General features: G+C 66.2%; 21 protein-coding genes. 7 read left to right on the forward strand and 14 right to left on the reverse strand.

All coding sequences use genetic code 11. From position 1 onward, the window contains the following. Positions 1 to 22: 22 nt before the first annotated feature. The 5 genes from G6N33_RS12670 to G6N33_RS27070 form a co-directional block, all read right to left on the reverse strand. The gene (locus G6N33_RS12670; protein ID WP_044509046.1) at positions 23 to 421 is read right to left on the reverse strand and encodes a secretion protein EspR; all 399 of its coding nucleotides are present in this window, start codon (positions 419 to 421) and stop codon (positions 23 to 25) included. 455 nt (positions 422 to 876) lie between these two features. Further along, complete coding sequence (locus G6N33_RS12675) at positions 877 to 1,575, reverse strand: TMEM165/GDT1 family protein (RefSeq protein WP_044512564.1); 699 nt, start codon at positions 1,573 to 1,575, stop codon at positions 877 to 879. 249 nt (positions 1,576 to 1,824) lie between these two features. After that, positions 1,825 to 2,358, reverse strand: coding sequence for a hypothetical protein (locus tag G6N33_RS12680; RefSeq protein ID WP_044509045.1), 534 nt, complete (start codon positions 2,356 to 2,358; stop codon positions 1,825 to 1,827). Positions 2,359 to 2,554: 196 nt separating this feature from the next. Beyond that, positions 2,555 to 3,178, reverse strand: coding sequence for a superoxide dismutase (locus G6N33_RS12685; RefSeq protein ID WP_044512563.1), 624 nt, complete (start codon positions 3,176 to 3,178; stop codon positions 2,555 to 2,557). Positions 3,179 to 3,343: 165 nt separating this feature from the next. Further along, a complete protein-coding gene (locus G6N33_RS27070; protein ID WP_170310406.1) occupies positions 3,344 to 3,499 on the reverse strand; it encodes a hypothetical protein in 156 nt (51 codons plus the stop codon). A gap of 594 nt (positions 3,500 to 4,093) precedes the next feature. On the opposite strand from G6N33_RS27070, the gene G6N33_RS12690 reads away from it, so the two are divergent. Continuing rightward, positions 4,094 to 5,131 carry a DUF4328 domain-containing protein gene (locus G6N33_RS12690; RefSeq protein ID WP_101528150.1) on the forward strand — a complete coding sequence of 346 codons (1,038 nt, stop codon included), beginning with the start codon at positions 4,094 to 4,096 and terminating at the stop codon, positions 5,129 to 5,131. Between the two features lie 4 nt (positions 5,132 to 5,135). Next, positions 5,136 to 5,957, forward strand: coding sequence for a glycerophosphodiester phosphodiesterase (locus tag G6N33_RS12695; protein WP_044509044.1), 822 nt, complete (start codon positions 5,136 to 5,138; stop codon positions 5,955 to 5,957). On the opposite strand, the gene G6N33_RS12700 is transcribed toward G6N33_RS12695, so the two are convergent. The 3 genes from G6N33_RS12700 to G6N33_RS12710 form a co-directional block, all read right to left on the reverse strand. After that, entirely contained in the window at positions 5,954 to 6,508 is a 555-nt protein-coding gene (locus G6N33_RS12700; protein WP_044509043.1) for a ferritin, read from the reverse strand. The genes G6N33_RS12695 and G6N33_RS12700 overlap by 4 nt on opposite strands. Before the next feature lie 162 nt (positions 6,509 to 6,670). Then, a complete protein-coding gene (locus tag G6N33_RS12705) occupies positions 6,671 to 7,918 on the reverse strand; it encodes an LCP family protein (protein WP_408632776.1) in 1,248 nt (415 codons plus the stop codon). 62 nt (positions 7,919 to 7,980) lie between these two features. Then, positions 7,981 to 8,766, reverse strand: coding sequence for a DUF2470 domain-containing protein (locus G6N33_RS12710; RefSeq protein ID WP_044509042.1), 786 nt, complete (start codon positions 8,764 to 8,766; stop codon positions 7,981 to 7,983). 92 nt (positions 8,767 to 8,858) lie between these two features. Here G6N33_RS12710 and pheA point away from each other — a divergent pair, with 92 nt between their 5' ends. Then, positions 8,859 to 9,815: a prephenate dehydratase gene (gene pheA / locus G6N33_RS12715; RefSeq protein ID WP_101528154.1), complete on the forward strand. Its 957-nt coding sequence runs from the start codon at positions 8,859 to 8,861 to the stop codon at positions 9,813 to 9,815. After that, positions 9,812 to 10,498 carry a histidine phosphatase family protein gene (locus G6N33_RS12720; RefSeq protein WP_044509040.1) on the forward strand — a complete coding sequence of 229 codons (687 nt, stop codon included), beginning with the start codon at positions 9,812 to 9,814 and terminating at the stop codon, positions 10,496 to 10,498. The genes pheA and G6N33_RS12720 overlap by 4 nt, the downstream gene beginning before the upstream one ends. On the opposite strand, the gene G6N33_RS12725 is transcribed toward G6N33_RS12720, so the two are convergent. The 3 genes from G6N33_RS12725 to G6N33_RS12735 form a co-directional block, all read right to left on the reverse strand. Continuing rightward, positions 10,499 to 10,690, reverse strand: coding sequence for a hypothetical protein (locus G6N33_RS12725; protein WP_044509039.1), 192 nt, complete (start codon positions 10,688 to 10,690; stop codon positions 10,499 to 10,501). A gap of 86 nt (positions 10,691 to 10,776) precedes the next feature. Further along, a complete protein-coding gene (locus G6N33_RS12730; protein WP_044509038.1) occupies positions 10,777 to 11,127 on the reverse strand; it encodes a metallopeptidase family protein in 351 nt (116 codons plus the stop codon). Positions 11,128 to 11,131: 4 nt separating this feature from the next. After that, positions 11,132 to 12,505, reverse strand: coding sequence for a septum formation family protein (locus G6N33_RS12735; RefSeq protein WP_101528149.1), 1,374 nt, complete (start codon positions 12,503 to 12,505; stop codon positions 11,132 to 11,134). 109 nt (positions 12,506 to 12,614) lie between these two features. Here G6N33_RS12735 and serS point away from each other — a divergent pair, with 109 nt between their 5' ends. After that, positions 12,615 to 13,868 (forward strand): serine--tRNA ligase, encoded by a 1,254-nt coding sequence (gene serS / locus G6N33_RS12740; RefSeq protein WP_101528148.1) that lies wholly within the window; start codon positions 12,615 to 12,617, stop codon positions 13,866 to 13,868. On the opposite strand, the gene G6N33_RS12745 is transcribed toward serS, so the two are convergent. After that, positions 13,865 to 14,350 carry a DUF2834 domain-containing protein gene (locus G6N33_RS12745; protein ID WP_101528147.1) on the reverse strand — a complete coding sequence of 162 codons (486 nt, stop codon included), beginning with the start codon at positions 14,348 to 14,350 and terminating at the stop codon, positions 13,865 to 13,867. The two genes, serS and G6N33_RS12745, sit on opposite strands and share 4 nt — an antisense overlap. A gap of 88 nt (positions 14,351 to 14,438) precedes the next feature. On the opposite strand from G6N33_RS12745, the gene G6N33_RS12750 reads away from it, so the two are divergent. Together G6N33_RS12750 and G6N33_RS12755 are read left to right on the forward strand one after the other, a co-directional pair. Continuing rightward, on the forward strand, positions 14,439 to 15,083 hold the full coding sequence (locus tag G6N33_RS12750; protein ID WP_044509034.1) for a TetR/AcrR family transcriptional regulator: 645 nt from the start codon (positions 14,439 to 14,441) through the stop codon (positions 15,081 to 15,083). Positions 15,084 to 15,131: 48 nt separating this feature from the next. Continuing rightward, a complete protein-coding gene (locus tag G6N33_RS12755; RefSeq protein ID WP_044509033.1) occupies positions 15,132 to 16,688 on the forward strand; it encodes a phytoene desaturase family protein in 1,557 nt (518 codons plus the stop codon). On the opposite strand, the gene G6N33_RS12760 is transcribed toward G6N33_RS12755, so the two are convergent. Further along, the gene (locus G6N33_RS12760; protein WP_044509032.1) at positions 16,685 to 17,011 is read right to left on the reverse strand and encodes a hypothetical protein; all 327 of its coding nucleotides are present in this window, start codon (positions 17,009 to 17,011) and stop codon (positions 16,685 to 16,687) included. The two genes, G6N33_RS12755 and G6N33_RS12760, sit on opposite strands and share 4 nt — an antisense overlap. After that, entirely contained in the window at positions 17,008 to 18,558 is a 1,551-nt protein-coding gene (locus G6N33_RS12765) for an MBL fold metallo-hydrolase (RefSeq protein ID WP_044509031.1), read from the reverse strand. The genes G6N33_RS12760 and G6N33_RS12765 overlap by 4 nt, the downstream gene beginning before the upstream one ends. Positions 18,559 to 18,645 lie beyond the last annotated feature (87 nt).

Genomic DNA, 18,645 nt, shown 5'->3' on the forward strand with positions numbered 1-18,645 from the left:
AGGGCGGGCCGACGTCGTTTGGCTAGGCGTCGAGGTGTTCGGCCCGGCGCAGCTCGTCGACGCGCTCGACGATGTCCTGCTGGGCTTGCGCCGACAAGCCAACCGCACGCAGCGCGATCTGACGCACTCCGTCCTCACGCAGGCTGGCCATCCAGGACAACTCTTTGTCGAGTTTTTCGTAGTACTCGTCGTCGGTGAAGTAGGCCGGCTTGATTCGGAAGAAGTTGGCCAGTGCCGCCATCGTGGCCGACGACGGGTTCGTGCGGTTGCCGGAGCGTAGCTGCGACAGGTAGGGAGCCGACATCGTGATGCCTTCCGCTTTCAGTGCCGCAATCACCTCCGCCGAAGTGTGCGGGCCGCGTCCGGGTGGATACACCGTGTCGAATAAGCGGTTCAGGCGGGCGGCGAATGTCGTGCTCATCGATATGACCCCCACTGGGCTGTAGAAGTTAACTGTTTACCTATGTGTATTTGCTGATCATGGTAGCGAGTGTTGGTGTCGTCAACCAGGTGCAAACCGGACCGGCTTCGCTGGACGAGGCACGGACGCTCGCTATTTCCCCACAGGAAGAGCCTCCAACTAAATCACGGCAGTGTCCACAATGCGAACGAAACTCACAGGTTATCCGCAGAAAACAGGGCGCTAGTGCGCGCTAGCGCTCGGACGTGCCACAACCGGTGGGCTAGGCCGTCCGATGGTATCGGGCGACGTTCTCGCAACCAATCGACAACGCATGTCGCCAAAACGAAAGCTTTGCTGCAAACGGGGTGGACTTTGCGGTATAGGGCCGCGGCTGCACCCGATGGCCCGCGGAGGTTTCTCTGGGGGCCGCGGCCCGGCTCGGTTGGAGGGGCGTGGCGTCGTCGCCGTACCAGCTACATGGTTTCCGAGGACCTCCCGCTGACCGAGGCTTCGGACCGGCGCCGTCGCAGTGTTTGCGCCGACGCCACGGTGACGGCGGCGAGTGTTACTGCCGCGGTGACCGCGATGGCCACCGAGCGTTTCCCGAGCGCGCTGTCGAACAGGATCCACAAGCCGAACAACGCGAATAGGGCGCCGGACGACGCGCGCAGCAGGTGCTGGGGAAGGCGGCGGTGCAACAACCTCCCCACACCGATCGCCAGTGCATCGGCGGCGACCATGCCGAGCGTGCTACCAGCCCAAACACCCAGCCAGTCATGCTCGCTGGCCAACGTCACCGTCGCCAGCGTGGTCTTGTCGCTTAGTTCGGCGAGCGCGAAGGATGACACCACGGTCAGCAACGCGAAGCGAGGTTCGGGTGTGCTGGCTGCCGATTCGCCGTCGTCGCCGGTGCCCTCCCGCCAGGCCCACACGGCGAAGATCAGGAACGCAATCGCGGAGGCGAATGCCATCGGGCGCTCCGGCAGTGCGGCACCCAGGAAGTGGCCGACTGTGACGGAGATGCCATGGGCCACGCCCGCTGCGATAGCGACCCCGGACAGCACCACCCACCACCGGAATCGCAACGCGTAGCTCATGGTGATGAGCTGAGACCTGTCACCGAGTTCGGCGAGAAAGACGACTCCAAGGCTCAGCAGCGCCGCGGCGAGCATGCAATGACCTTTCGACACGTCGTCGACAACCAGCGTGGTCATCGGACACGGTCGAAGGTCTCGCCCGCCGATCGGAGATCGGCTCGCCGGCCGGGCTTTCGCCAGTATGTCGACACGACGATTCGGGGCTACTCCCCTTCGCTAACGACCCCAGGTTAGCGGTGGGATCGGGACCTTGCCATGCTGCGCCCAGTGTTCGGCGACCCGTATTTTCGGATCCGACGGTCGAACGAAGATGTTCGAATCACCCTATGCCGCAAGCAGCATGGCCAGAATTGCGGTGTCGGGATGGCTGATGGGATCGACCCCGACGCGGCTCACCATCGAGGTGATAGTGCCATCGGCTTCCGCCTCGACCCACGCCGCGCGATGCTCTAAGCCGAGATAAGGCAGGCCCGGCAACAGGACACAGCCCGAGGCCGCGCCATTACACTCCGGCAACGACGGTGTGGTCTCCGACGGCGGGTGCAGCATCAGCAGGGCTGGCGGCTGATGATCGGCGAAATAGCCTGGCTGGATTGCGGATTCACCGAACACGGTGCCCTCGGCCAGTACCAGGCCGACGGTGTCGGGCTCGGGCTCGTCGGGTAATTCCTCGCGGGCGCCGAATACTGTTGTGGTGGAAAGCAATCCGGGTAAGGATGCCACCCGGACGGCGACCATCAGCAGCTGTGCCCATTCCTTGGTCGAGTCAGGCCAGCGGCCGGAGATCACGAACCCTTTTAGTGCACCACGAGCATGGAAAGGGGAAACCCCAATGGGCCGGTCAGAACCAGTCTCCATTTTCGACCTCCGCGCGACGCCTCCGTCCGATTAACCACACTGGTAACTCGAGTAATTAAGCATGCCTGTGGGTTCGGTAGCGTGCAACCCGACACGGCTCTTCGCGAACATGTTCTCGGAGTGCCCAATCCGGGGCCGAACAAACGGCAGGGGCGCCGCGCCTAGGCGCACGACGCCCCCGCCGTTCGAGGTGAACTCAGCCGAAAATCAGGCCCTTGGTCTTGGACGTGGCGGCCTGGTACCGCGACTGCACGTCCGCCCAGTTGACGACGTTCCAGAACGCCTTGACGTAGTCCGCCTTGACGTTCTTGTACTGCAGGTAGAAGGCGTGCTCCCACATGTCGACCTGCAGCAGCGGGATGATGCCCAGCGGGACGTTGGCCTGCTGGTCGTAAAGCTGGAAGGTCAGCAGTCGGTCGCCCAGGGTGTCGTAGCCGAGTACCGCCCAGCCCGAGCCCTGCAAGCCGTTGGCGGCGGCGCTGAACTGTGCGCGGAACTTGTCGAACGAACCGAAGGCGTCGTCGATGGCGGCGGCGAGATCTCCGGTCGGCTTGTCTCCGCCGTTCGGGGACAGGTTTTTCCACCAGATGGAGTGGTTGACGTGGCCACCGAGGTGGAATGCCAGATTCTTCTCGTTCAAGAAGATCGCGGCATGGTCGTCGTTGGCCCGCGCCTCTTCAAGCTTGGCAATGGCGTCGTTCAAACCCTTGACGTACGTCGCATGGTGCTTGGTGTGGTGGATCTCGTTGATCTGCCCGGAGATGTGCGGTTCCAGCGCTGCGTAGTCCCAGTCCAGATCGGGCAGGGTGTATTCAGCCACGGCTTTCCTTTCCTCGATGATCGTCTTCACGCACCTTCGCGCGGAGTCCGCCGCGCGGCAGGCTCAGCGTAATCAACCCTGCTCCATGACCGCGCGCCCCGCAAGGACGACCCCTACGGGCCGGAAAACCGGATACCCGCTCGGTGGGGTTTCAAGACCGAATGATCAAGACAAGACGATGAGGGCGAGGACCGCGAGCAGCACCAGCGCGATCAATCCGGCGCGTAGGGCGGCGACGCTATAACTGTGATTCCAGGCAGGCGATCCGGAATACGAGTTCGACGGGGCCGGAGCACCGGGACCGAACGAATGCGTCGCCATTAATCGCCTTTCGCAAATCAGTCACCCACAGCAGTGAGGTGAGTCACAACACGTTTCGTGATGGCGATCATAACCGCTTGTGATGGGGTTTGAAAATGGACCGCAAACAAATCCGCTGAGCTGCGAATTTACGGCGATGCCGCACCGCGGCCGATCGGGCCATCCCCGCCGAGGGCACGGTCATGGTGGCTGGCGCTCGGAAAACAGGTGGCGCACTGCGTTGCTCCGCGAGTAGTGGCCTGTCGATGACGCACAAAAAACGCGCCAGTGTTATCCACAAATACGGGCATGGTTAACCGCAAGTTGCTGATTGATTGCCTGACTACCCCTGGCTGATATGTGGATAAACCTGTGGAAACTGTGGATAGTGACAAAGTAGCTGTGACGTGCGTAACACCTGCGCCGGGCGGCAGTCACCGTGGGCGCGGGCGTGCGTGCCCGCCCGCCGCATCGTCGCAGCGCGGGGTGGATGGCGCCGCTCCTCAGCGGCGTGCGGGCCCGCCCGCCGCATCGTCGCAGCGCGGGGGGGATGGCGCCGCTCCTCAGCGGCGTGCGTGCCCGCCCGCCGCATCGTCGCAGCGCTAGGCTGGCCCGGTGATCCAGGTGTGCTCCAAGTGCGGCACTCGGTGGAACGTGCGCGAGCGCCGGCGCGAGTGGTGCCCCCGCTGCCGCGGCGCGCTGATGGCGCCCCTGGCGGACGGGTCAGTCGCCGATCCCCGATGGAGTACGCCCGGCGGACCGCCACAACCCCCGCGCCCGCCGGCACCGCCACGGCTGCCGCCCGGGTTCCGGTGGATCGCGGTACGCCCCGGCGCCGCGCCGCCCGCGCGGCGAGGACGACAGCCACTCGGGCCGACGCCCCGCTACACGGTCATCCCGCGCTGGGGGTTGGCCGACCGTGTCGAGCAGGCTGCCGCCCCGGGCGCTACCCCAGCGCGGGAAGGTCCGTCGGCGGCGACCCTGCGCCTGTGGCTGTTCATCAGCGTGCTGGTGCTAGGCGGAGCGGCATTGGTGTACGTGCTGCGCTACATCCTGCTCGTGATCAATCGCAAGACCCTGCTGAATTCCATCGTGGCAACCGTCGCCGACTACCTGGGCTATCTAGCCAGCGTCGCGGCGGCCGGGGTGTGGATCGCGTCCGCGGTGTTGTTGATTCAGTGGCTGATCGCCCGACGCGCGGCAGTGTTCTCGCATTACGGCATGCCCGACCCGCGCCCCACCCGCGCGTTGTGGGCGGGCTGCATTGTGCCGGTCGCCAACCTGTTGTGGGCTCCGGTCTACGTCATCGAGCTGGCTGCCCTCGAAGAGCATTACAACCGGCTGCGGCGCCCGATCCTCGAGTGGTGGATCGCCTGGATTGTCAGCTACGCAGTGTCGATCTGGGCCATCGTCACCGGCTTCGCCTCCGACCCGCAAGGCATCGCCAACAACACCGTCCTGATGGTGTTCGGCTACCTCTTCGCCGCAGCCACGTTGGCCGCGGCCGCCCGAATATTCGAAGGGTTCGAACGCAAGCCCGTGGCGCGTCCCGCACACCGCTGGGTGGTGGTCGCGCCCGATCGGCCCAATGGCGCCGGCGGGGCACCGTCGAGTGTTCCGGTTGAGATGAAGGGGCAGGAACCGGCAGCATAGGGGTATGACGTGGGCCGACGAGGTGCTCGCCGCGCATCCTTTTGTCGTCGCTCACCGAGGCGCATCGGCCGCCCGCCCCGAACACACGTTGGCCGCCTACGATCTCGCTCTCAAAGAAGGCGCCGACGGCGTCGAATGCGATGTGCGGTTGACCCGGGACGGCCACTTGGTGTGCGTGCACGACCGACGGCTTGACCGCACGTCGACCGGCGCCGGCTTAGTCAGCACCATGACGCTCGCCCAGCTGCGTGAACTGGAATACGGCGCGTGGCACGACAGTTGGCGACCCGACGGTGCCCACGGCGACACCAGCCTGTTGACGCTCGACGCCCTAGTCTCGCTGGTTCTCGACTGGAGTCGACCGGTGAAGTTATTCATCGAGACCAAGCATCCGGTCCGGTACGGGTCGCTGGTGGAAAGCAAGGTGCTGGCGCTGTTACACCGGTTCGGTATTTCCTCGCCCGCCTCCGCGGCCCGGTCGCGAGCGGTGGTGATGTCATTCTCCGCGGCCGCGGTATGGCGAATCCGCCGGGCAGCGCCGCTGCTGCCTACGGTGCTGCTCGGCCGCAATGCCCGCTACCTCACGAGCAGCGCGGCCACCGCCGTGGGTGCGACCGCCGTCGGACCTTCGGTGACGGCGCTGAAGGACTACCCGCAGCTGGCCGACCGCGCCGCCGCACAGGGCCGCGCCGTGTACTGCTGGACGGTCGACAGCTATGACGACGTCGATTTCTGCCGCGATGTCGGGGTGGCGTGGATTGCCACCAACCATCCCGGTCGCACCAAGACCTGGCTGGACAACGCCCGGACCCCCGGGCGCGGTTAGTTCGACGTCAGGTACCCGCCGGCGGCCGGAGGAGCGCCCGCACTGACGGCGGGGGCCGATACCTCGCGCGCAACGAAGTTCTCCAGCTCGAACTCGTTGGCGGCGGCCCGCTCGGCGACCCGAACCAGGGTCCTCATCAGCCCGACCTCTTCGATCTGCTCCTTGAGGAACCACTGCGTGAACTGCTCACCGAGGAAGTCGCCCTCGTCGCGGGCCACGGCCGCCAGCCGGCTGATCTGCTCGGTGACGGCGCGTTCCTGATCGTGCGCCAGCACCAACGCGTCGCGCGGGTTGTCGAACTGATTGCGCACCGCACCGACGTTGGGAATCTCGACAGCCACGTCGCGGTCGAGCAGATGCTGCACCAGCATCATCGCGTGGTTACGCTCCTCGACCGCCTGGCTGTAGAAGTGCTTCGCCAGTTGCGGTAACTCGGCGCTGGAAAAGTACACGGCAATAGCAATATATTGCTGGGAGGCGGTGAATTCGTTGAGAATTTGTTCCTGTACCAATGCCAGGAATTTTGTCTGTGGGCCCTCAGGTTCTATCACGGCTGCAGGTTAACGGCAGTAAAGCGGTGGTGCAACGAAGGCAGAGCTTAGTCAGGGAAGCCTTTCCTGATGCGGGATAAAACGCAGTTTGTCGATTTGCTGAGACGAGGTTTACCTAACTAGTTGCACCAGATTATTGTTCGGGTGCCTGCCCGGTGCGGCCTATGACTGCCCTTCCAGCACGGCGCTAGGCACGTGGAGGTCGGAGCCCAACGCGTCAAACAGTTCGCCGGCCAACTGGTGGTTCCACACCACGACGGAGCCCGAGCCGTTGCTGGTGAAGTCGGCGATCGGGACGGTCAACGTGGTGGTCGACCCGTGTAGAGCCCAGCCCAGCCGGGCCAGATCCCACACGTGATCACCCTGGTCGACGGTCAAGGCGTCGGCCGCGGCGTGCGGGACGGCGTACCACCGCCACGGGTTGAGCCAGACCGACGGGCTGGCGGCACGCTGCAACAGCGCCGAGATGAACTGCCGCTGATTGACCATTCGGTCCAGATCTGCCCGCGGGGTATCGCGGGACCGGACAAACCCCAGCGCTTCGCGGCCGTTGAGCTGCTGGCAGCCGGCGGGCAGGTCGATGCCGGCCAGCGGATCCTTCGTTGGCGTGGTCAGGCACATGCTGACGCCGCCGAGGGCATCGACCACGGCCGCAAACCCCCCGAAGCCAATCTCGGCGTAGTGGTCCAGGCGCAGTCCGGTGGCCTGCTCGACGGTCTGGGCCAGCAGTGCCGCCCCGCCGTCCGCAAAGGCCGAGTTGATCTTGTCCTTCCCCTGCCCCGGAATCGAGACGAACGAGTCACGCGGAATCGACACCACGGTCGTCGGCGTGCTCGATCCGACCGCGGGAATGTGGATCAACAGGATCGAGTCGGTGCGACTGCTCCCGATGTCGCCGCCGGTGGACAGGTCTTGTTGCTGCGCGGCGGTGAGACCGTCGCGACTGTCCGAGCCGACCAGCAACCAGTTGGTCCCCCGACCGGCGACGGCGCGATCGGCGTAGTCGGTTAGCACGGGTTTGCGATGCAACGTGTTGTCCAGCCAGATGCCACCGCCCACGACGCCGATGCCGGCCAGCAGCACGGCGAGCACCAAAGCTGACGTGATGCGCCGGACCCAGCGACGCGTCCGCCGGTTACGGACCACGCGGGGTTGCGGTGCGGGCACGGCGGGTCGCTGGACGCGAGGTTGGGGTTTTCTCGGAAGCGGTGGCCTCGGTGGCGGCGATGGGGTTGGGCCGGGGGAATGCGGAGGCTTGCCCGATGGCGCGACGCGCGGCAGCGGCAGCGTGTGATCGGACGCCGATGGCTGGGTGGGCCGACGCGGGATCACCGGCGGCGGTTCGGGATGCCGCGTCGGCGGGTTGGCTCCCGGATGCCGGTTGGGATCGGGTGGTCGGCCGCCGTTCACCTGGTTAACGTACGCGGGAGTGCCCGCGCACGGGGGCATGCAATGCGCGCAACGCGCGACAACTACTGGCGGGCGCGCAGGCCGTTGATGAAGGGACAGCCCATGAGCACTCGAATGGCCTGGCGCAGCCCGGTCATGTCATGGACCGGTTTGTGAAAGGGCAGCCGGATGTCATGGTCGCCATTGTGTCCTTCGACGCGGAATCGCACGCCGTAACGGTCTAGGCCTAGCGGCCGAACGTGCCCGCGCCGCAGCGGTGCGGGCAACCGGGACACCAGGCGCGCCACTACGTCGCCATGTGCGCTGTCCAGGTGCCAGAGCAATGTCGACTCGATCTCACAGAACGGGTCGGGTCGCGCCGCGAGCAGATCGTCGACACTGACCGGCTCGGCGCCCGTGGCGTCGGTGACCACGACGGAAGCAATCTCGAGCCGCAGCAGGGTGTACCGGTCCTCGCCCGGATCGGCCGGCGGACATCTGGGGGTATCGACTTGCAGCAGGGCCGCGTGCGGGCACTCGCTGGCGATGACGTCGAGGGTGCTGGTGATCTGGGCTGACGGCACCGGCTGCAGGCGGCCGCGAACCCACACCAGCGAGCGCACTGGCTCGCGCAGGGGCAGCGGCGCGTAGTCGGTCAGCTCGAGCAGCGCCTGTGATCCGCCCATCCGCCTGTCCGACACGCTGCCGACGGGAAGCGCCACCGCGAACGTGCCGTCCTGCAGCAGGTGATGAACCGGGGTGGGCGCCGGGTCCTCGCGCTCGATGGCCAACAGGGCGCCTCCGGCCCGTGCACATGCACTGCGGATGCGTTCGGCAGTCGTCGGCGCGGCACTGGTCAGCGAAGACATCGTTCTCCTCATCAATTAGGTAAGCCTAAGTTAACTTACGACCTGAGGCGAAGCAAGGTCCGATTTACATCGACCCCACTAGGGTTGTGGGCGTGGTGGCCATTACTTACCTCGGGCCCGAAGGGACCTTCACGGAGGCGGCGCTACTGCAGATGACGGACGCCGGACTGATCCCCGACCAACACCTGGGTCCGGTCCAGCGGTTGCCGGTCGACAGCACGCCGGGAGCGTTGGAGGCGGTCCGCAATCGCGAGAGCGATTACGCGTGCGTGCCGATCGAGAACTCGATCGACGGGTCGGTGACACCGACGCTGGACAGCCTCGCTATCGGGTCGCCCCTGCAGATTTTCGCCGAGACGACATTGGACGTGGCCTTCAGCGTCGTTGTTCGGCCCGGCCGCGATAGCGGCGAGGTCCGCACAGTGGCGGCCTTTCCTGTGGCGGCGGCACAGGTGCGGCGGTGGCTGGCCGCGAATCTGCCCGACGTTCAACTTCGGCCGGCGTACTCGAATGCCGACGCGGCGCGCCGGGTCGCCGAGGGGGAGGCCGACGCCGCGGTGACCTCGCCGCTGGCCGCCGCGCATTGGAAGTTGGCCGCGCTGGCCGAAGGCGTGGTCGATGAGAGCAACGCCCGCACCCGCTTCGTCCTGGTGGGCTTGCCGGGACCGCCGCCGGTGCGCACCGGAGCCGACCGCACCTCGGTGGTGTTGCGGATCGAAAACGCACCGGGCGCGCTGCTCGCCGCGCTGGGCGAATTCGGCATCCGCGATATCGACCTCACCCGCATCGAATCTCGGCCCACCCGAACGGAACTCGGTACATACCTGTTCTTCGCGGACTGCGCCGGCCATATCGACGATGATGCCGTCGCCGAGGCACTCAAAGCGCTGCGCCGTCGTTGCGTCGAGGTGAGGTATCTGGGTTCCTGGCCGACCGGCCCCGCCACCGGGATAGGACCGCCGCCGCCCGACGAGGCCGCGCGCTGGCTGGCCCGGCTGCGGGAAGGCAAACCCGGCGACGACGTCGGGGCAGGAGAAGCCGGCCAATGAGTGGACGTTTGGTGCTGCTTCGCCATGGACAGTCATACGGCAACGTCGAGCGCCGGCTAGACACCCGGCCGCCCGGGGCGGACCTGACGCCGACGGGGCGCGATCAGGCGCGTGCCTTCGCGCGCGAATTCGCCAGACCTGGACTGCTTGCACATTCGGTGGCCAACCGTGCGTCGCAGACGGCCGCGGTGATCGGCGAGCAGGTCGAGGTGACGCCGCGGGAAGTCGCCGGCATCCACGAGGTCCAGGTGGGCAGGCTGGAAAACCGCAACGACGATGAGGCGGTCGCCGAGTTCAACGCCATTTACGAGCGGTGGCAGCACGGCGAGCTGGACGTGCCGTTGCCCGGCGGTGAGACGGGCAACGACGTGCTGGACCGCTACGTCCCGGTGCTCACCGACCTGCGGCTGCGGTATCTGGACGACCATGACTGGCGTGGCGACATCCTCGTGGTGAGCCATGGCGCGGCGATCCGGTTGGTATCGGCGGTGCTGGCCGGGGTGGACGCCACCTTTGCGCTCGACAATCACCTGGGCAACGCCGAGTCGGTGGTCTTGGCTCCGATCACCGACGGGCGATGGAGCTGCGTGCGGTGGGGAACTCTCACGCCGCCGTTTTACCCCGAGCCCGAGGCCACGCCGATCGTCGATGCGGTCCGCTCCAGCAGCGACCCGATGGGCTGATCAGACGGCCAGCGCGACCAATTCCGTGCAGGCGCAGCCGACGGCGTCGCAGTCGATGACGAAGGTGTGCGGCAGCAGTTCCGGGCCGGCACAGTCCGGTTCCGTGCATTCCGAACGGCGCAGTGCGTGTCGAATGATGGTGCCGTGGCAGTGTTCTAGGCCTGCCAGGCAGTCGCGGCAGTCAGCACTCATACGACGTTCCTAACACCAGGCCCCGACAAAACCGCGTTGCCGCGCCCGGCCGGCAGGCGTTTTCTCGGCCGCGATTCGCCGGCACGTCAGGCCCAGCCCAGCTCCTCGAGGCGAGCGTCGTCGATGCCGAAGTGGTGTGCGATTTCGTGGATCACGGTAATCGCCACCTCCTCGACGACGGCATCCTCGTCGTCGCAGATGTCCAGCAACGCTTCGCGATAGATCGTGATGGCGTCGGGCAGCGAGCCGCCGTAATCGGAGTCGCGTTCGGTCAGCGCCACCCCCTCGTACAAACCGAGCAGATCAGGCTCGTCGGGATTGCGGTCTTCCACGAGCACGACGACGTTATCCATGGCGGCCGCCAGCTGCGGCGGGATCAGGTCGAGCGCATCGGCGACCAGCTCGTCGAACCGCCGCGGAGCCATCCGCACCGCCACCCGGCTAGCCTCCCGATGCCGGCTCGGGCGGTGCAGGCGGCGCGCCCGGGGCGGGGGCATCCGGCATCGGCGGCGGCGCCTGGTTGGCCGGCGGCGGGGGTGCACCGGCGTCGGCGGGCGGCGGCGGCACGTCCTGCGGTGCCTGAGCATCCGGGGCCTGCGCGGCAGGCGCCCGCGGCGGCGTCACGACGGGTTGTTGCTGGGGGAGGTGCTGGTTGCCGGGCGGCATCTCGGGCGGGGTGTTGGACTGCTGGGGCGGGCTCGCTGGCACCTGCACGGGGATCGGCGGCATCGTCAGCCGTTCCTCGGGAATGTCCGGCGGCGGCACCGGTGCCTGGCCGTTGATCAGCAGCTGCCCCTTGGCGCTGTTGACCAGCGTGGCCCAGCCGCCGTTGCCCAGCGTCGCGCCGATGCTGCAGGCAACTTCGCGGCTACCCGCCGACCAACTCGGCAGCGACACGGTCGGGTAGATCAGCGTCAGCGTGGTGGTGCGCAACTTGACCGGCGCAAGGTAAGCATCGGTCATCTTGGTGCAGGCGTCCTTGATGTAGCCGTCCTGCTCGGGTTCGGCCGGCAGGGCGCCCGGGAACTTCTCACCCAGGTTGACCGTGCCCGTGACCTCCATCGCGTGCGGTGCCTTGCAGTCGACGGGGACGTCGATGGGCTGGTTGGCGGTCGTATCGATGCCCAGGCAGGTACCGGCGGGCCACACCTTGGACTGGTCAACGTCGGCGACCTTGCCCTTGAACGCCGCCTGCTCGTTGTTGGCGCCGGGCATCTGCAGCCCGCACAGCATGCGGCGCTCACCGGCTTGACGCCAAGCGCGGTCACCCGCCCACAGCAGGCTGACACTGAACTTGCTGTTGGGGTCGTACTTGGGGCCCATGTAGCGGCGCACCGCGGCCTCGCACTGCTCCTGGCTGATCTGCTGAATCCGAGCCGGCGATGGCGGCGCGGCGGTGGGCCCGTACTCCGAGCCGGGGAAGGTCCGCATGTCGATGGACTCGGCGACCTCGAACTTGTGATCGTCGGAGCACTTGACGATGGTCGCCGACTCCGGTGTGACGTCCGGCCACATCAGGCAGTCGCCCGGCTTCGCGCGGTTGAAGGTGGCGTCGCTCTTGGCTCCGGTGCTGGGTACCGGATTGCTGTCCAGGTAGCCCGCGAGCCGGCCCTGGCCCGGACCGCCGACCGGCAGTGCGGTTACCAGGCCCGCGATCAACAGCCCGCCGAGGGCGAACAGCAGCAGCGCCCGCCGGGTCGCGGTCGCCTGCAACGTGCGCGGCCACCGGAAGCTGGCCAGCTGTTCCCCCGCCTCGGCGGCGGGTGGGCTGGGGGCAGCGACTTCCGTTTGGAGGGCGTCCGACATCGCCTCCATTCTGACAGCACCCCCCGGCAGTCGTGACAAAAGTTACAGATGTGAGTCCTGGGGAGCGGTCGCGGGTACTGCGCGCGCCCGGTGCCGGGCAAAAAGTAGTCTTCAGGCCGTGATCGACCTCAAGCTGCTCCGGGAAGACCCCGACGCCGTCCGCCGCTCCCAACTCAGCCGTGGCGAAGACCCGGCGCTGGTGGATGCGCTGCTGGCGGCCGACGCCGCCCGCCGGTCCGCGATCTCGACCGCGGACGCGCTGCGCGCCGAGCAGAAGTCGGCCAGCAAGAGCGTCGGCGCGGCGGCACCGGACGAGCGCCCCGTCCTGCTGGCGCGCGCGAAGGAGCTCGCCGAGCAGGTCAAGGCCGCCGAAGCCGCGCAGGCCGACGCCGAGACGGCGTTCACCGCCGCCCACATGGCAATCTCCAACGTCGTCGTCGACGGAGTGCCCGCCGGTGGCGAGGACGACTTCGCCGTGCTGGACGTCGTGGGCGAGCCCCCTGCGATCGAGAACCCGAAGGATCACTTGGAGCTGGGTGAGTCGCTGGGTCTGATCGACATGCAGCGCGGCGCCAAGGTGTCCGGTTCGCGGTTTTACTTTTTGACCGGGCAGGGTGCGCTGCTGCAGCTGGGCCTACTGCAGCTGGCGCTGCGGCTGGCCGTCGAGCATGGGTTCACGCCGATGATTCCGCCGGTGCTGGTGCGACCGGAGGTGATGGCCGGCACGGGGTTCTTGGGCGCCCACGCCGACGAGATCTACCGGGTTGAGGCCGACGATCTGTACCTGGTGGGAACCTCGGAGGTCCCGCTGGCCGGCTATCACTGGAACGAAATCATCGACCTGTCCGGCGGGCCGTTGCGCTACGCGGGCTGGTCGTCCTGTTTTCGCCGGGAGGCCGGCAGCTACGGTAAGGACACCCGCGGCATCATCCGGGTCCATCAATTCGACAAGGTCGAGGCCTTTGTCTACTGCACGCCCGCCGACGCCGAGGCAGAACACCAGCGGCTGCTGGGCTGGCAGCGCGAGATGCTCGCCCTCATCGAGGTGCCGTATCGGGTAATCGATGTTGCCGCAGGCGATTTGGGGTCGTCGGCCGCTCGCAAGTACGACTGCGAAGCCTGGGTGCCGACTCAGCACACCTATCGCGAGCTGACGTCGACATCAAACTGCACCACGTTCCAGGCACGCCGGCTGTCCACGCGCTACCGCGACGAGAACGGCAAGCCGCAGACCGCGGCCACGCTCAACGGCACGCTGGGCACCACCCGGTGGTTGGTCGCCATCCTGGAGAACCACCAGCGGCCCGACGGCAGCGTGCGCGTCCCCGCAGCGCTGGCGCCTCTCGTCGGCACCGAAGTGCTTGAGCCCTAAGCGTTTACGGTCGCGCGGTCTTGTTCGTGGCGGCGCTGGCGCTCCATCGTCGCGAAGTAGAAGGCGAACGCGAACGCGAAGCTGGTAAACAGGCTGGACACGAAATACAACCAGGGGTGGCGCAGCCCGCGGCGGTAACCGTCGACGATCGTAAAGATAGGCAGCAGCACCACATTCGCGATCGTGTAGTCCTGGCTGGCCGAACTGGCAGCGGGGTTGGTGAACATCAACCGGATGTACTCCAGCCAGCTGCCGTGCTCACCCCACAGCGGGTTGGTGGAGCCTTGGGAGTACTCCCGCACAAAGGTGATGTTGAAGTACCAGCCGAGCACGACCGACGCGATGCCGACGACGTAGTAGACGATCTCCATCGGTGAAAAGAGGCCGCCGTTGGTGGGGCGGGCGAAAACCGTTGGGTTGGCCCGGACGATCCAGGTGATGACCGCGAGCCCGAGTACCGCGTGAGTGAGTAGCGAGACCATGGGCGCAGTCTCACCCCGAACGCAAAGTTTTGTCAATATTGACACAACAAGTGCGGTACCGGTGCGGGCGGCTTGATACCTTACTGACATGGTCAGGCCGGCACAGACCGCGCGCAGCGAACGGACGCGCGAGGCATTGCGGCAAGCGGCCCTGGTGCGATTCCTGGCCCAGGGCGTGGAGGACACTTCGGCCGAACAGATCGCGGCCGATGCGGGAGTGTCGCTGCGCACGTTCTACCGGCACTTCAGTTCCAAGCATGACCTGCTGTTTGCCGACTACACCGGGCTGCATTGGTTCCGCGCCGCCCTGGATGCTCGACCGGCCGACGAGGCGATCATCGATTCGGTACAGGCCGCCGTCTTCTCGTTCCCGTATGACGTTGACGCGGTAGCCAAAATCGCCGCGCTGCGCCAGGACGAACTGGACCCGGTCCGCATCGTCCGGCATATCCGGGAGGTGCAGGCCGACTTCGCAGATGCCATTGCCACACAGTTGCAGCGGCGCACCCAGATCGTGAACGGCACTGCTCGCACGGCCGACGATCAGGTCCGCATCGCGGTGACCGCACACTGCGTCGCGGCCGCGGTTTTCGGCGCGATGGAGGTATGGATGACCGGCGACGACCGGTCGCTCGGGGAACTCGCGCGGTTGTGCCATGTCGCCTTGGAGGCGCTGCGGGTGGGAATTACCGATACCTGGCGGACGGCAACGGACCGCAAAGTTTCGTCATAATTGACAAAACTTTGCGGTCGTGCGAGCCTCCTTTGCGGAGGGCAGGACATGACTGACTTTGACGCGATAGTTATCGGTGCCGGGCACAACGGGCTGACCGCCGCGGTCCTGTTGCAAAAGGCGGGACTGCGAACGGTGTGCCTGGATCCGAAGCTCTACGCCGGCGGAATGGCTTCCACCGTCGAGCTTTTCGACGGCTACCAGTTCGAGATCGCCGGCTCGGTGCAATTCCCGACGTCTCAGGTGGTGGTCGACGAGCTGGGCCTGGACACCCTGCCGACCATCGACCTCGACGTGATGTCGGTGGCGGTGCGCGGTGTCGGCGACGACCCGCTGGTGCAATACAGCGATCCCATCAAGCTGTTCACCCACCTCAACGAGGTGCACGGCGCCGACGCCGTCAACGGGATGGCGGGCCTGATGGCCTGGAGCCAAGGCCCGACTCGCGCCCTGGGCCGATTCGAGGCCGGGACACCGCCCAAGAGCATCGACGAAATGTACGCCTGCGCCACCAGCGAATTCGAACGCTCGGCAATTGACGACATGCTGTTCGCTTCGGTGACCGACGTGCTGGACCGTTATCTCCCGGACCGCGAAAAGCACGGTGCGCTGCGCGGGTCGATGACGGTGTTGGCGGTCAACACGCTGTATCGGGGCCCCGCCACCCCGGGCAGCGCCGCCGCGCTCGCGTTCGGGCTCGGCGTTCCCGACGGCGACACCATGCAGATGAAGAAGCTGCGCGGCGGCATCGGCGCACTCACCTCGCATCTGTGCGACCTGCTGGTCAGCCACGGCGGCGAACTCCGGTTGCGCACCAAGGTGACCGAGATCTTGATCAACGACGGGCAGGTGACCGGTGTGCGCACCGAAGCCGGCGAGACGCTGACGGCCCCCATCGTGGTCTCGGGGATCGCCCCGGACCTCACGCTCAACGAGCTGATCGATCCCGCCGCGTTGCCGTCTGACCTGCGCGAGCGTTATGCCCGCATCGACCATCGCGGCAGCTACCTGCAGATGCACTTCGCACTGAGCGAGGCCCCCGCCTTCGCCCCGCCCTACGAGGCCCTCAACGATCCGGCGATGCAGGCGTCGATCGGGCTGTTCTGCACACCGGAGGAGGTGCAGCAGCAGTGGGAGGACGCTCGGCGCGGGATCGTCCCGGCGAACCCGACGGTGGTCTTGCAGATTCCCTCGCAGAACGATCCGGACCTGGCCCCGCCGGGTAAGCACGCCGCGTCGGCCTTCGCCCTGTTCTTCCCGATCGAGGGCGAGGTCGATTACGGGCAGGCCAAGATGGAGATGGGCCAACGCGTAATCGACAAGATCACCCGGCTCGCACCGAACTTCGAACGCAGCATCATCCGGCACACCACATTCACACCCCGGCACATGGGTGTGATGTTCGGCGCACCCGGCGGCGACTACTGCCACGGGCTGTTGAACGCGAACCAGATCGGTCCCAACAGGCCCGGCCCGAAAGGCTTTCTCGGCCAGCCTATCCCGATCAAGGGCCTGTACCTGGGCAGTGCGGGCTGCCACGGCGGTCCGGGCATCACCTTCACCCCGGGATACAACGCCGCCCGCGCTGCCCTCGACGACCGTTAACGCGCCAGCAGCTCGTCGAACAGCGCGATGAACTCGTCCGGACGTCCTGGGGTGAACGCCGGGCTGGGCCGGGTCCCCGGCACATCCAGGATGATCAATCGCGACTTGAGGGGCCGGTGCAAGTCCAGCGGCAGCCAATAACGCGGGTCAGTACCGCCCCAGAAGGTGAAGCGGGCGGTGAACCAGCCGAGCGGCTGCGCCTTGTATCCGCGGATCGCGTCCAGCGCGATGATCTTCGACGTGCCTTCCGGAAAGTGATACCGCCGCAACGTGATCGCCGTGCGGTCAAGCTGAACCACGCCGTCGTCGTAGGTCTTGCTCATGTACGACGGCTTCGCAGCTGGTGACCGCGGGTGGTCAGGCAGCGACCATCTTCCAGTCGCCACTGCCAGCCGTGCAGATTGCACGTCAGTGTATTGCCTTCTACCACACCAAACTTCGACAGATCCGCCTTGAGGTGCGGACAACGACGCTGAATCTCCCAGCCATCCAGAGTGATCGACGCGGAATCGTCGTGGGATTCCGCGAACCAGCCGTCGGCGTACGCGATCCGTTCATCGGTAAGACACTTGAAGAAGGTGTACAGGTATTCGTTGTAGCCGCCGACCCGCCAGGCCCGGAACCGCGTGGACAAAAAGATGGTGTTGACCCAATCCGGTTCGCGATCTCGCAACACCGTGCGGACCAACTCCGGTGCTATCTCAAACCCGTAGCGGACCTTTTCGTGAGCGATCCGTTCGCGCACTGTTCGTTTCGGGAAGTCCAAGATCACGGTCTCCGGGCCGATCACCAGTTCGACGGGGTAGCCGATGCCGTCGCAGATCTCGTCGCTTTGCAGCATGATCGGCTCGAACAACGCCCGGATCGGTTCCAGCAGCGGCTCGCCCGTGGCGGGTGCCCAGCTTCGCCGCTCGGCGGCCAGAACCGGCGCCATGCGCTCGGCATAATCGGCGATGTAGGTGGCCTTACCGGTGGTGAAGATCGCCTCCACCTCGTCGAGGGGCAGCGGATGCTGCAGCGAATTCAGTTGCTTGCCAGCGAAATCCGCCACTGAGCCGGGCATCATCAGCAGGCCGCGATCGTGCCCGTGACGGCGCATTTGATCGAGGAAAACCATTTGATCGGGGAAGATGTTGGCCGGGTCCCCGTGGTCGTCGTTAAGGTGACGCAGCTCTGGATCCAGGAAACACGGCGGGCCCGCTGACGGAACCACCCAGGTCGCGTCCACCTGCGCGATGTATTGACGGGCGCGGTCCATCTGACGCTGCCGTTTCTGGGTACCGAACGATTCTTTGGCCCGGGCGGGCATGTCGTAGACCATCGGGTACCAGATCGCACCGGAGTACTGCAGCAGGTGCACGTCGATGTGCCCGAACTCGGTTCCCAGCATCTCCAAGTCGACCGGCCGGGCATCGTTCATGTTGAAAACCGTTGTCCGGCCGTCGGATACGACCAAAGCCGAGTCGCCGATGGGTCCGTCGGCAGGCGCCCGGAGCGCAATGATCATGACGTCCAGCCCACCCTGGGGCCCGTCCAACCGGTGTTTGACCGAATCGCTGGTCTCGAAGAAGCGCCAGAACCCTAACTCCTGCAGCGCATTCCGAAGGTCGGGGACCGGAAAGTCGGGTAGCAGTACTACCGCGTCCTTGTTGACGTGGTCCCGCAGCAGCCTGGCGTCGAAGTGATCCTTGTGCAGGTGCGAGACGTACAAGTAGTCACAGTCGCCCAACGCGTCCCAGTCCAGGCCCGAGTTGTCCGGGAACGGAAACCAGGAGGCAAAGTAGGCCGGGTTGACCCAGGGGTCGCACAAAATGCTGCCTGCCCGGGTCCGGATCAGAAATCCGGCGTGGCCTACGCTCGTGACCTGCACAAATGCCTTTCAAGAGGGTTCGGGAATTGCTTGCAGCTTACCGTGCGGCGTCACCGCCGGCCCGGTACCGGCACCGGCGGTGACCGA

This window comes from Mycobacterium simiae, assembly GCF_010727605.1.
Taxonomy (GTDB): Bacteria; Actinomycetota; Actinomycetes; order Mycobacteriales; family Mycobacteriaceae; genus Mycobacterium; species Mycobacterium simiae.

Excerpts from the sequence above, each read along its gene's own strand:
- G6N33_RS12670 (WP_044509046.1), bottom strand. The coding sequence starts at position 421 with ATGAGCACGACATTCGCCGCCCGCCTGAACCGCTTATTCGACACGGTG.
- G6N33_RS12675 (WP_044512564.1), bottom strand. The coding sequence starts at position 1,575 with ATGCTCGCCGCGGCGCTGCTGAGCCTTGGAGTCGTCTTTCTCGCCGAA.
- G6N33_RS12680 (WP_044509045.1), bottom strand. The coding sequence starts at position 2,358 with ATGGAGACTGGTTCTGACCGGCCCATTGGGGTTTCCCCTTTCCATGCT.
- G6N33_RS27070 (WP_170310406.1), bottom strand. The coding sequence starts at position 3,499 with ATGGCGACGCATTCGTTCGGTCCCGGTGCTCCGGCCCCGTCGAACTCG.
- G6N33_RS12695 (WP_044509044.1), top strand. The coding sequence starts at position 5,136 with ATGACGTGGGCCGACGAGGTGCTCGCCGCGCATCCTTTTGTCGTCGCT.
- G6N33_RS12710 (WP_044509042.1), bottom strand. The coding sequence starts at position 8,766 with ATGTCTTCGCTGACCAGTGCCGCGCCGACGACTGCCGAACGCATCCGC.
- G6N33_RS12720 (WP_044509040.1), top strand. The coding sequence starts at position 9,812 with ATGAGTGGACGTTTGGTGCTGCTTCGCCATGGACAGTCATACGGCAAC.
- G6N33_RS12725 (WP_044509039.1), bottom strand. The coding sequence starts at position 10,690 with ATGAGTGCTGACTGCCGCGACTGCCTGGCAGGCCTAGAACACTGCCAC.
- G6N33_RS12735 (WP_101528149.1), bottom strand. The coding sequence starts at position 12,505 with ATGGAGGCGATGTCGGACGCCCTCCAAACGGAAGTCGCTGCCCCCAGC.
- G6N33_RS12745 (WP_101528147.1), bottom strand. The coding sequence starts at position 14,350 with ATGGTCTCGCTACTCACTCACGCGGTACTCGGGCTCGCGGTCATCACC.
- G6N33_RS12750 (WP_044509034.1), top strand. The coding sequence starts at position 14,439 with ATGGTCAGGCCGGCACAGACCGCGCGCAGCGAACGGACGCGCGAGGCA.
- G6N33_RS12755 (WP_044509033.1), top strand. The coding sequence starts at position 15,132 with ATGACTGACTTTGACGCGATAGTTATCGGTGCCGGGCACAACGGGCTG.
- G6N33_RS12760 (WP_044509032.1), bottom strand. The coding sequence starts at position 17,011 with ATGAGCAAGACCTACGACGACGGCGTGGTTCAGCTTGACCGCACGGCG.